The following is a 12,159-nucleotide window of genomic DNA, read 5'->3' on the forward strand; positions in this document are numbered from 1 at the left end:
CTATCTGCATTCATATCATTCGTTCAAGTAACGTGCGTTGTAAAACGTCCACTCACCATCATACTCTGTTTATCTCAGAAAAGCTATATGGGATTGGGTGGATGACGAATTTTTCACTACATCCCGAGCATAAAAGCAATGGGTTTCGCAAACCAGCGAACGATGTCATTCCCTAAACTTAAATATGGATCCAGGGTGACCTGTCGAAGCGGTCTAATAAATACGACCAGAAGGAAAATAACCGAAGCCCATTGTTCAAACTTTTGCAGTCCCTCCGAATACTTCAGATCGACTAAATCTTGAATAATCCGGTAGCCGTCAAGCGGCGGAATCGGGATTAGGTTGAACAAGAACAAGGTAAGGTTGATGCTCAGCATCAGACTCAGAAAAATCTGGATCGCATCGCCGCTTCCCGTGGACAGCCCGTCAAACCAGCCGTTCTTATGAAATAACGCCAATATAAACATCGAAATAAAAGCAAGAATCAAGTTGCTAATCGGTCCCGCAGCCGTTACGATAATCCCGTACAGACGCGGCTTTTTGAAATTCCCCCGGTTCACCGGCACCGGCTTCGCCCAGCCAAACCCCGCGAGCAGCAGCATAATCGTCCCGAATAGATCCAGGTGAACCATCGGGTTCAGTGAAACCCGGCCGAAATGCTGGGCCGTCGGATCCCCCAGCTTGTACGCGCTGTATGCATGCGCAAATTCATGCACTGTAAATGAAAGGACTAGCACTAAAATCACAAACGGCAGCGTATTCCAATCGTAAAACAGTAAGCCTCCCATGTGCGAACCACCTACATCTTTCTGGCTACAATCACGACCCAGTTGTTCTCATAGTTTTTCTCTACAATCGTAAACTGAGCGGCGACAAGCGCTTTTTCTACTAGCTCTTCTTTTTCCGTAATAATGCCTGACGTGATGTAGTAGCCGCCTCGCTCCAGCACCTCATACACATCGGAGACGAAGGTAACGATCACTTCCGCCAAAATATTCGCCACAACCAGCTGCACCGGAATCGTCACGCCAAGCTGAGAAGCGCTTTCCGTCTCGCTCTCTTTCAATACGCCGAGCAGATCGCTTTGTTTCACCGTGATGAGGTCTTGCAGATGGTTCTGTGCCGTATTCTCATTCGCACTGTCCACGGCAACCGGATCGAGATCGACCGCCAACACGTGCTTCGCGCCAAGCTTCGCCGCCGCAATCGCCAAAATACCGGAGCCCGTGCCGACATCAATGACGTCATCGCCGGGCTTCAATACTTTTTCCAGCGTCCGCAGACAAAGCGCCGTCGTCGCGTGCGTCCCTGTGCCAAACGCCATGCCGGGGTCAAGCTCCAGAATCAGCTCTCCTTCGGAAGCCTCATACGCCTCCCACGTTGGCTTAATTGTCAAACGGTCGGTAATGCGGAACGGTTTAAAATACGCCTTCCACGCGTGCGCCCAATCTTCATCGTCCACTTCTACAACCGCATAAGTTGGATCTCCCGTATCGATGTCGAACGTGCTGAGCTCAGCGACGGATGCCTTCAAACTCTCAAGAATCGGCTCCATCTCTGTCCCTTGATAAAAGTACGCTTTAATGACGGCCCGGCCTTCCGGAATATCGTTCAGCGGCGATTCGTACAACTGCCCATAGGACGTGTCCCGCTCTTTATTTAAGGTGCCGGACTCTTCGATGGAGACGCCTCCGGCTCCCAGCTCGTGTACAAAATTCGTAATCATTTCAATCGCTTCTTCTGTCGTATGTACGGTTAATTCCTGCCAAAGCATATGTACAGCTCCTTCTATAAATAATCGCCTGTGAAGCTTTGACCGAAACGGGCCTATTTTCACAAAAACCATTGTACTACACTTCGGTCATCGGGTAAAATAAAGGAGACATGTAAGCGTTTTATTTTTCCTGAAATACCTAAATCTTTTCTAAAACTTTTTTGCTACGATTCACGTATAGAGTTTATCCATTTCCCCCAAGAGAGAACGGTGACACACGTATGAACAAATTATTATCAGCCCTTTTCGTTGCGCTTTCCTTGCAGCTTGTTGTTCCTATGTCTACTCAAACGATGCTGGCTGATAATTATAGTCAAGTGACCGCCCATCGCGGCAGTTCAGCGGAAGCTCCTGAGAATACGATGGCCGCTTTCCGGCAAGCGATTAAAGACAGGGCCGGCCTCTCCGAGCTTGACGTTCAGGAAACATCCGACGACGTCGTGATGGTCATGCATGACGACAGTGTGTACCGGACAACGGGGATTCGCAAAAATATGTGGGAAGCCACATCGGCCGAGCTGAAGGCTGCGGATGCCGGCAGCTGGAAAAGCGCCAAATACAAAGGGGAACACGTCCCTACGCTGGAAGAAGTCATTCAAGCGGCAAAGGGACATATGAAATTAAACATCGAACTCAAAAACAACGGTCACAGCAAGCGGCTTGTGGAAAGAACCGTAGCCTTGATCGAAGCGAACGATTTTGTAAAGGATTGTATCATAACCTCCTTCGATGCGCAGTTTCTGCATCGGGTGAAAGAACTGAATCCCGCCATCAAAACCGGTCTCATCGTGGGGCAAAAGCCGTCCGACTGGGAGCCGATCCTCAGCAGCACCAATTATGATGTCATTTCAGCCGCCTATACGCTTGTGAATGGGCGTTTCGTCGACCAGTGTGCGGAACACCGCAAAGAGGTCTATGTCTGGACGGTTAATGACGCTCGCATGATGAGGCAGATGCTGGCACTCGGGGTGGCGAGCATCATTACGAATGAACCGGCTAAGCTCTCAGAATTGATGAGTCAAGAGTTGTGACAAAAAAATCACCGGCCCTGCGCGCCCTCAAGGCGATCCGCAAAGCCGGTGATTTTTTTCATATTTTGCCGCCTGCGTCTTCGATAACACGCGCCGCCTGCTCGCGCGTCTCCGCATCAACGACAGCGGTCAGCACGACGTCCAGTCCGACCGTATCCACGTCATGATCGCTGCTCACGATGCTATCTGCCATCGCGTTTTCCAGCTCGAAGCCGAGATTGTTCGTGAAGCGGTCAACTCGCACATCAATGGCGCGTAAAGCTTTCAGTTTGGCTGCCGCACCCTCTGCTTGCTCCGGGGAATGAAAATAAGCTAAAATCGCGACCTCAGCCATTACTGCTCTTCCTGCCGAAAGTCTGCTTCCTGCGCACGCTCCGCTGCCTCAAAATCGTCGGCGTCCGCTACCTCAGCGGAAAACTCGACGTCCTCGTTTTTTGCAACGGGCAGCTTATTGGTCGTTGTCTCGCGATTAGGCTGTTTCATGGCTATATTCCTCCTGCTGTCTGGTTTTGAACCATTTAGTAGTGTGCCTAACTGGGGAGGAATTATGCCGACAGATTCCCGCTATTCCTTGATCTTCTCAAACGAAGCGTCGTACAGCCGGAACATCGTTTTGTAGCCGGATTCGTCGAGCTTGATGCCGACGTCCAGCCTGCCGGTGATTTTCAGCGGCCCTGACGTATATCGCAGCTTCACACTGTCCGGCACGAAGACAATCATAATTTTGTTCCAATACGTCTCGTCCCCGTTATCGAACGGGCACTCGGCACCGGGCTTTGGAATAAGCAGGAACCAGTGCTTGTCAAAAGAGAGCACTTCGCCCATGAATCCTTTGATCTCAACGGTTTTTCCGCTCAAATCCCAGAAGCGGTTTGAAGGCGTATCCTGCTTCTCCGTGTCAAAAAATTGATCCCACGTGATCTCGTTCCCCGTGTGAGCAGGCTTCTCCGGCACGGGTGTCGCCGCCGGCGAAGCCGCAGGCTTGCTCGTCGGCGCGGCTGTCGGCGACGAAGCCGTCGCCGGGCTCGCTGCGGGCGCCAAGTCCACCGCCTGCGGCGCGGCGGATGCGGCGGGCGCGGCGCTCACCGCCGGCACAGACGCACGCGCCACGGGCGCTGCCGACGCCGCAGGCGCCACGGGCGCCGCAGCGCTCGCTAGCGGCGCGCTATCAACGGCCGCCGAGCTTGTCGGCACCGGCGCCGGGCTGCTGCTCGCAGCCGCGCTCACGGCGGCTGTGGACGCATTTGCCGCGGCGGGCGAAGCCTCAGCCGACGCCGCTTGCAGCGCGCTCCCGAAGGATTCGCCTCGGGGCTCCGCCGGCTTTTGCCCGCAGCCTGCCAAAAGACTGAGGCTCATCATGACGCTGATCCAACCGATAGTCTTGTTCATAGCCCCCTCCTTATGATCGGAACAACTGCAACGGCTCGACGCGATACGCCTGCCAGGACGGCCCTAATGTTGCCGCAACCGCCACGAGCAGCGTCCCGCCGATGAGCCACCATTCGCCAGGCAAGAACTGCCACGACTGAATTTGCAGCCCCATCCAGTCAAAAATCGCCTCCCGGCTCACATAACCGCCAAAATGCCCGAGCGCGAGTCCGAGCAGCAAGCCGACCAGCGTCAGCAGCAGCCCTTCGCCCAGCAGTGAAAACCAGATAAATCGCCGTGATTTGCCGATCAGCCGCAGCAGCGCAACGTCCTTCTTCCGCTCCTGCACCGCCGCCATCAGCGACAGCAGGATCGAACAAGCGGCAAGCACCACGCAAATCACCGTAACGCCGCTCACCGCCTGTGAGCCTTTATCCAGCACGTTCACTACGTCAGCGACCGCTTTGCTCGTGTAGATGGCCTGGACGTTGCTGACCCCACCGTAGGTCGTTTTAACCGCTTGCGCGCCAAGCAACGACCTTGGCTTTACCAGAATCGTCGTCACTTCCTTTGGCTTGTCGGGATCCAGCGCGTGAACGGCCCAGGCATAATCCAACGTCGTGAAAATCGCTCGATCATCCGCCGTCAGCAGCGGCGGCAATATACCTACAACCGTATAGGCAAAGCTGTGGTGATGCGCCTCTTCTTCACCGTCTTCGTCATCGTCGTCTACCGCTTCCGCGCCTTGAACCAGGCCGTGCGCGCCTGTGAACGTATCGCCGATATGAAGTCCGAGCGCCTTCGCCACATGGGCGCCAACCACCGTATCGCCCAGCTTCGCATACAGCTTGCCACTTGCCATCGCAGTCTCCGTCCCGTACCTCGTCGCAAAATACCCCGGTTCCATGCCAACAATCGGATACCCGTTATAATTGTCACCGGTCGTCATCGCATAAGCGGCTTCTACCTGATGATTAGCGCGCACCTCCTCCAGCAGCGAATAAGGAATATTTCCCGTCGGCGCGCCGAGGTGGTAGTACGTGTTCAATGCAAGCTGCGTAGCGCTTCCCTTCGCCCCGATCGTCACTTCGAAGGGGCCGTACCCTTTCTCCGCACCAACTTCCACACTCTGCCGATACAGAAGCAGCAACACAATAACGGCAGCCGTCACCGCCACAGAAAAGATCGTTAGCAGCGACAGCGTCTTACGATGCCAGACATTGCGCCAAAGCAGAATCAGCACACTCATGCCGTCACTCCTCTGCGGATCGCGTTCAGATCCTCAATGTGCACCTGACGCGGATAGGAGGCTGCCAAATGCACATCGTGCGTCACCGTCAGCAGCGTCAGGCCCTCCTCCTCGCAGATCTGCAGCAGGAGCGACATCATGGACGCCGCCGTCTCATAATCCAGACTGCCGGTCGGCTCGTCGGCAAGCACCAGGCTCGGCTTCCCGATCAGCGCACGAATCATGGCCGCCCGCTGCTGTTGACCCCTGGACACCTGCGAAGGCAAGCGATGCTGCTGCGTCGTCAGTCCTACGCGCTCGAACCATTGCGCGGAAACTTCGGCGGCCTCCTTGTTCGACATGGAAGGCTGCATAATTAATTCCACGTTCTGCTTCAAGGTCAAGGACGAAATCAAATGAAATTCCTGAAAAATATAGCCGACCGACTTCGCCCGATACTGGTCGCGCTGCGATTCGGACAGCCGATGAATCGGCTGATCCTCGATCCAAATCTCTCCGCTGTCCGGCTGCATCACACCGCTTAGCAGGTGCAGCAGCGTGCTTTTGCCGCTTCCGCTCGGCCCGAGAAACGCGATGCGCTCGCCCCGTTTCACCTGCCACTGTTCAATGTGCAGAATCGGGATATGCTCTCCATTTTGCTTAAACGATTTGCGAACTTCTTTAAGCGTTATCATCATCCAACCCCGCTTCTCATCCAAAGTTGAAAAGAGGACACCGCAGGCCAAAGCCCCAGTGTCCCGCTTCACATTAACAAACGCACTTATTGCACAATGCGCTCATTGAAAGAATCCCATGTCAACGTCTTGCCTGTCAGTTGATTGAACGCTTCGATGGCCAGGTACAGCTTGCCGTTGTCCACTTGACCGACAATCGTGCTCGCTGCGCCGTTCACTGTAACCGCACTTGTCGTAACGTCAACAACCAGCTTCTGGGCATCCTTGTTCAGCGTGACCGTTTTCGAAGCTTCGTCCCACTCAACTTTTGCACCCAGCGTTTCCGCCAGCGATTTTGCCGTAAACAGCGTTTTGCTGTCTCTTGTTACTTTGAACATCGGGTACAAGTACTTGTCTTGCAGAGCTTTCGTAGCAGCGGCAAGATCTGCACCGATGACTTTTGCTCCGCTTTTCGCAATGTCCGTGTTGTCAACGTCACCTTTTACCAAGGAAGCGATCGGCCCGTATGCCCATACGCCTACGTCCACACCGGTATGACCGTGTCCCGTCCAACCAACAGCAAGACGTTTGGATATAACTGCGTTATAACCGCCTGCACGGCCATAGGAAGAGCCGTCACCTTTCAGAATCAATTGCACCTCGTCGTCGGTCAGATCGGTAAAGCCGATGTTGTCTGCCACGATTTGGCGAACATCTTCAGCTGTTTGCGCTTTTTTCAGAATGCCATCCAGATACTCATAGGAATGCTTTTCTTTGTTAAACAAATCTACATTCAACTCGTAAACGTTATTAATCGCGAGGGAGAGGCCGCCCGTCTCATGGTCAGCGGTCACGACAACGGAAGTGTTGCCATCTTTTTTTGCAAAATCAATCAACGTTTTAAACGTAGCGTCCAGCTCCAGCGTTTCTTGAATGTTCGCTGGAAGATCGTTCGCATGACCTGCATGATCGATACGGCCTTGTTCCACCATCAAGACGAAGCCATCTTTATTTTGGGATAAAATATCAAGCGCCTTCTGTGTCATTTGCGGCAAGCTTGGGTTCGATGCTGTCCGATCCAGCACATAGGGGATTTCAACGTCCGCGAAAAGCCCAAGCGCTTTGCCCGCTGTTGCCGGGATTGCCTCCAGACCCGCTTTATCGAATGCCGTTTGGTACCCTTTGGCCTGGAAGTCAGGAATGATGTTTTTATCCGTCCGTTTGCCCTTCTCTTCCTTGGTCACGAAATTCACTTTGCCGCCGCCGAAGAACACATTGACACCGCTGTCCAGGAACTGCGAAGCGATCGCATTTTGATTGCTGCGCTGACGAACGTGGGAAGCCCACACCGCAGGCGTCGCGCCGGTAATCGCATCTGTCGTAACAAGACCGGTCGCTTTGCCTTGTTTCATTGCCGCTTCAATCACGGATGCAAAAGGCTTGGCCACATCGCCGTTAGATACGGAGATCGCATTATTGTAGGTTTTGTTCCCGGTGGAGAACGCCGTACCTGCTGCGGCAGAGTCCGTAACTGCACCGGATTCTGTCGTGTATGGGCTAGCTTGAGAATACGTCGTAGCTTTACCAACGTAGTAGCCGCCGTCCAACTCCAAGCGGTCTTTATGTAAAAATTGTTTGGAATAGTAACGAGCCGCCGTCACTTCGGCAGGACCCATGCCATCCCCGATCAGGACAATCAAATTTTTGGAAGCAGGTACCGATGTTGTTGTCGTTGCAGGCGATGCAGTTGTCGTCGTGTCTGCCGCAGCCGCCGTTCCCGCCAAACTCATCGCAAGCACAGAAACAGTGAGGCCTGAGCTCATTAGATGCTTGAATACTTTTTTCAACGGAATCCCTCCACGATATAATGTCTCACCTCTCTAGCATAAGGATGTCAGATTCGGAGAGCATCAGAGGGACATGGAGGAAATGTAAATTTGGACGGATTTGTAAACTGTCTGTAAAAACAAAGACTCACGTCACCGAAGCGGGAAATTCGGCATGTGTCGATGGGGGTCAATTGAGGTATAATATAGGAAAACTGAGGTTTTCAGATGAGGAGGCGTCCCCCTGATGAAGATCATGATTACCGCACAAGAAGCCATGAACAAAGGCGTTTGGCCGCAGCTTCTGCTGCTTTTCGGTAGAGACAAGGACGAAGAAGTGTGGCCGGGCGAACAGTTTATTTTGACGGAGCAGCAGGCGATTCAGTTAAAGCTGATCAAGGTTTAGTACGGACAGACGCAAAAAAAAGCACCCGCAGATCGGCTCGAAGATTCATCCCTTCAAGCCCCTTGCAGGTGCTTTTCCTATTTATTCGCCACGAAAGGCGCGCTTCATGCGTTCAAAGATCGATTGGCTCTGCTCATGCGTATGCTCGCCGTTTTCCTTGCCGAATTGGCGCAGCAGATCTTTCTGCTCCTCGGACAAATTCGTCGGCGTCATGACGATCACTTTCACATGCTGGTCGCCTTGACCGAAGCCGCGCAAATGCGGAACGCCTTTGCCTTTCAAGCGGAAGTACGTGTCCGTCTGCGTGCCGGCTGGAATTTTCAGCTTCACTTTCTCCGTCAGCGTCGGGATTTCGATTTCATCACCCAGCGCCGCCTGCGTAAACGTAAGCGGAACCTCGCAATAAATGTCGTTTCCTTCGCGGTGGAAGAACTCGTGCGCTTTCACACGAATGACCACATACAAGTCGCCGGACGGGCCGCCGCGCGTGCCTGCTTCCCCTTCGCCGGAAACGCGCAGTTGTGCGCCGTCGTCCACGCCTGCCGGAATTTTAATATGAATCGTGCGCTGCTTCTTCACTTTGCCTTGACCGTGACACGTGCTGCATTTATCTTTGATGATTTTGCCGGTGCCGTTACAGGACGAGCAGACGCGGCGGTTCACGATGCGGCCGAACGCCGTATTCTGAACCACTTCCTGCTGACCCGTACCATGACAGCCGCCGCACGTTTCCGGCTTGGTGCCAGGTTTGGCGCCGGTGCCGCTGCACGTATCGCAATTCTCTGTCCGTGGAATGTGAATGTCCGTTTCTTTACCAAAGACGGCTTCCTTGAATTCAATGGACATCGTATATTGCAGATCGTTCCCGCGCTGAGGCGCGTTCGGATTTCTGCGACCGCCGCCGCCACCGCCGAAGAACATATCGAAAATATCCCCGAAGCCGCCGCTGAAGTCTTGCCCGCCGCCGAAGCCCTGATTCGGATCGACATGCCCGAATTGATCGTATTGAGCTCGCTTCTGATCATCACTCAGTACATCGTAAGCATCCTTCGCTTCTTTGAACTTGTCTTCGGCATCAGCCGCTTTATTCACGTCGGGGTGGTACTGACGCGCCATCTTGCGGTACGCTTTTTTAATTTCATCCTGCGAAGCGCCCTTGCTTACGCCAAGCACCTCGTAATAATCTCGTTTACTCATCGTTCCACTCCCATGTCCAAGACTACAAACGGAAAGTCAAAGCCAGTGGAGACTTCTCCGGCTGGCTTTGACTCGTTCACTTACGTGATCATACCCTTACGTTAGGATATGTTTATTTCTTCGATTCGTCAACGACTTCGTAGTCAGCGTCAACGACGTTTTCTCTGCCTTTCGGCGCTTCGCCTGCACCGGCGCCTGCACCTTCTGCTGCGCCTTGCGCCGCGGAAGCTTGCTCATACAGCTTCACGGACAGTTGTTGAATCACTTCTGTCAGTTCAGCCGTTGCCGCCTTGATTGTTTCCAGATCGTTGCCGGCAAGAGCTTGCGTCACTTTCTCTTTTGCTGCATTCGCTTTATCGATTTCGCCTTGGTCGACTTTGTCGCCGAGGTCTTTGATCGTTTTGTCAACGGAATATACGAGTTGATCCGCTTCGTTGCGAGCTTCAACCATTTCTTTGCGTTGACGGTCTTCTTCCGCGTGCGCTTCCGCGTCTTTCACCATTTGTTCAACTTCCGCGTCGCTCAGGCCGCTGGACGATGTGATGGTGATTTTTTGGCTTTTACCTGTACCTTTATCGAGTGCGGATACGTTTACGATACCGTTCGCATCGATGTCGAAGGAAACTTCGATTTGCGGTACGCCGCGCGGAGCCGGAGGAATGTCGCCAAGCATAAAGCGGCCAAGTGTTTTGTTGCCGGAAGCCATAGAGCGCTCGCCTTGCAGAACGTGGATTTCTACGCTTGTTTGGTTATCCGCATAGGTGGAGAACACTTGGGATTTCGTTGTCGGAATCGTCGTGTTGCGGTCGATCATTTTCGTGAACACGCCGCCTGCCGTTTCGATACCAAGGGAAAGCGGAGTTACGTCGAGCAGAACGACGTCCTTCACTTCACCTGTCAATACGCCGGCTTGAACGGCTGCGCCAAGGGCAACAACTTCGTCCGGATTAACGCCTTTGTATGGCTCTTTGCCTGTCAATTTTTTGATCGCTTCAACAACAGCTGGAATCCGTGTGGAACCGCCGACCAGTACGACTTTATCGATGTCGCTTGTGGACAGGCCGGAATCTTGCAGCGCTTGACGAGTCGGACCAAGCGTTCTTTCTACGAGATGAGCGGAAATCTCTTCGAATTTCGCGCGCGTCAAGTTCAGCTCCAAGTGCTGAGGAACGCCGTCTACTACCGTAATGAACGGCAGGGAGATCGTTGTTGTCAGGACGCCGGAAAGCTCTTTTTTCGCTTTTTCCGCAGCATCTTTCAGACGTTGAACAGCCGCTTTATCTTTGGAAAGGTCGATGCCGTGCTCTTTTTTGAACTCAGCTACCAGATGGTCGATAATCACTTGGTCGAAGTCGTCGCCGCCCAGCTTGTTGTCCCCGCTAGTCGCTTTTACTTCGAAGAAGCCGTCGCCCAGCTCAAGGATGGATACGTCGAACGTACCGCCGCCAAGGTCATAGACGAGGATCGTTTGGTCTTCCGCTTTCTCCAAACCGTAAGCCAGTGCCGCAGCCGTTGGCTCGTTCACGATACGAAGCACTTCAAGACCTGCGATTTTACCGGCATCTTTCGTTGCTTGACGCTGGGAGTCATTGAAGTAAGCCGGTACGGTAATAACCGCTTGGGATACGGTTTGACCCAGGTAAGCTTCTGCGTCGGCTTTCAGCTTTTGCAGGATGATGGCGGAAATTTCTTGCGGCGTGTACTCTTTGCCGTCGATATTTTCTTTGTGATTGGTCCCCATGTAACGTTTGATGGAGATCACGGTTTTGTCCGGATTCGTGATCGCTTGGCGTTTCGCTGTTTCACCAACGACACGCTCGCCGTCTTTTTTGAAACCTACAACGGAAGGTGTTGTTCGGTTGCCTTCAGGATTTGGGATAACAACAGCTTCCCCGCCCTCCATTACGGCTACGCAGGAATTTGTTGTCCCTAAGTCAATACCAATTACTTTACTCATGTAAAGCTGCCTCCTTTAGTTCACTCGGAACTTATTCATATATGGAAATGGTAAATGTAATCATCGTTGAGTGAGGTCAGCTACATGCTGACTTTCACCATCGCCGGGCGGATGACTTTATCCTTCAAGACATAGCCTTTTTGCAACTCTTCCACGACGATGCCTTCTTCATGATCCTCAGACTCCACTTGCATGACCGCTTGGTGGAATTCCGGGTTAAACGGCTGGCCAACCGATTCAATCGGCTTGAGACCTTCCGCAGTCAACAGTTGGTCGATGCCGCGGTACGTCATGTCAAGACCTTTGGCCAACGCGTCGAAGTCTTTGTTTTCTTTGCTGGAAGACAACGCGCGTTCAAAGTTATCGACGATCGGCAGAAGCTGCTCAATCAATTTAAGCGAAGCGTACTTCGCGAAATCTTCTTTTTCGGCTCTTGCGCGGCGGCGGAAGTTGTCAAAATCCGCTTGCACGCGCAACATGCGCTGATAATTCTCTTCAGCTTGCATACGCGCTTTCTCAAGCTCGCCGTCTACCTTTACTGCCTCTTCGGAAGCCTCAATGTTGTCGCCGGCTTCTTCGGGAGCTGCGGTAGCTTGCTCTTGATCGGCTGCGTATGTAGAGTTCGTTTCTTGTTCTGCAGTTGGGTTGTCATTTGTACTCAATGTGCTTCACCTCCTAAACATAATCCATAAATCCGT

General features: G+C 53.0%; 13 protein-coding genes. 2 read left to right on the plus strand and 11 right to left on the minus strand.

The genetic code is table 11. The annotated features are described in order from the left end of the window. Positions 1–116 precede the first annotated feature (116 nt). Positions 117–788: a site-2 protease family protein gene (locus EJQ19_RS16785; RefSeq protein WP_126142394.1), complete on the minus strand. Its 672-nt coding sequence runs from the start codon at positions 786–788 to the stop codon at positions 117–119. Positions 789–799: 11 nt separating this feature from the next. Next, positions 800–1,774: a 50S ribosomal protein L11 methyltransferase gene (prmA, locus tag EJQ19_RS16790; protein WP_126142395.1), complete on the minus strand. Its 975-nt coding sequence runs from the start codon at positions 1,772–1,774 to the stop codon at positions 800–802. A gap of 221 nt (positions 1,775–1,995) precedes the next feature. On the opposite strand from prmA, the gene EJQ19_RS16795 reads away from it, so the two are divergent. Next, entirely contained in the window at positions 1,996–2,805 is an 810-nt protein-coding gene (locus EJQ19_RS16795) for a glycerophosphodiester phosphodiesterase (protein ID WP_126142396.1), read from the plus strand. Between the two features lie 58 nt (positions 2,806–2,863). Here the strand turns inward: EJQ19_RS16795 and EJQ19_RS16800 are convergent, their stop codons facing one another. The 6 genes from EJQ19_RS16800 to EJQ19_RS16825 all read right to left on the minus strand — a co-directional run bounded on the left by EJQ19_RS16800 (position 2,864) and on the right by EJQ19_RS16825 (position 7,922). Continuing rightward, positions 2,864–3,139, minus strand: a complete 276-nt coding sequence (locus tag EJQ19_RS16800) for a BRCT domain-containing protein (protein WP_126142397.1) — start codon at positions 3,137–3,139, stop codon at positions 2,864–2,866. Then, complete coding sequence (locus EJQ19_RS16805; RefSeq protein ID WP_126142398.1) at positions 3,139–3,288, minus strand: YfhD family protein; 150 nt, start codon at positions 3,286–3,288, stop codon at positions 3,139–3,141. The genes EJQ19_RS16800 and EJQ19_RS16805 overlap by 1 nt, the downstream gene beginning before the upstream one ends. Positions 3,289–3,369: 81 nt before the next feature. Beyond that, positions 3,370–4,194 (minus strand): LptM family lipoprotein, encoded by an 825-nt coding sequence (locus EJQ19_RS16810; protein ID WP_126142399.1) that lies wholly within the window; start codon positions 4,192–4,194, stop codon positions 3,370–3,372. 10 nt (positions 4,195–4,204) lie between these two features. Then, positions 4,205–5,422 carry an ABC transporter permease gene (locus EJQ19_RS16815; protein WP_126142400.1) on the minus strand — a complete coding sequence of 406 codons (1,218 nt, stop codon included), beginning with the start codon at positions 5,420–5,422 and terminating at the stop codon, positions 4,205–4,207. After that, on the minus strand, positions 5,419–6,099 hold the full coding sequence (locus tag EJQ19_RS16820) for an ABC transporter ATP-binding protein (protein WP_241242948.1): 681 nt from the start codon (positions 6,097–6,099) through the stop codon (positions 5,419–5,421). The genes EJQ19_RS16815 and EJQ19_RS16820 overlap by 4 nt, the downstream gene beginning before the upstream one ends. A gap of 83 nt (positions 6,100–6,182) precedes the next feature. Next, positions 6,183–7,922: an alkaline phosphatase gene (locus EJQ19_RS16825; RefSeq protein ID WP_241242949.1), complete on the minus strand. Its 1,740-nt coding sequence runs from the start codon at positions 7,920–7,922 to the stop codon at positions 6,183–6,185. 226 nt (positions 7,923–8,148) lie between these two features. On the opposite strand from EJQ19_RS16825, the gene EJQ19_RS31865 reads away from it, so the two are divergent. After that, a complete protein-coding gene (locus EJQ19_RS31865; protein WP_164716588.1) occupies positions 8,149–8,307 on the plus strand; it encodes a hypothetical protein in 159 nt (52 codons plus the stop codon). An 81-nt stretch (positions 8,308–8,388) separates the two neighbouring features. Here the strand turns inward: EJQ19_RS31865 and dnaJ are convergent, their stop codons facing one another. From dnaJ to grpE, 3 genes are all read right to left on the minus strand, one after another. Continuing rightward, entirely contained in the window at positions 8,389–9,504 is a 1,116-nt protein-coding gene (gene dnaJ / locus EJQ19_RS16830) for a molecular chaperone DnaJ (protein ID WP_126142401.1), read from the minus strand. Positions 9,505–9,616: 112 nt separating this feature from the next. Continuing rightward, positions 9,617–11,461: a molecular chaperone DnaK gene (gene dnaK / locus EJQ19_RS16835; RefSeq protein WP_126142402.1), complete on the minus strand. Its 1,845-nt coding sequence runs from the start codon at positions 11,459–11,461 to the stop codon at positions 9,617–9,619. An 80-nt stretch (positions 11,462–11,541) separates the two neighbouring features. Next, the gene (gene grpE, locus EJQ19_RS16840; RefSeq protein ID WP_126142403.1) at positions 11,542–12,123 is read right to left on the minus strand and encodes a nucleotide exchange factor GrpE; all 582 of its coding nucleotides are present in this window, start codon (positions 12,121–12,123) and stop codon (positions 11,542–11,544) included. Positions 12,124–12,159: the final 36 nt, after the last annotated feature.

This window comes from Paenibacillus whitsoniae, assembly GCF_003955665.1.
In the GTDB taxonomy this organism is placed as follows: domain Bacteria; phylum Bacillota; class Bacilli; order Paenibacillales; family NBRC-103111; genus Paenibacillus_E; species Paenibacillus_E whitsoniae.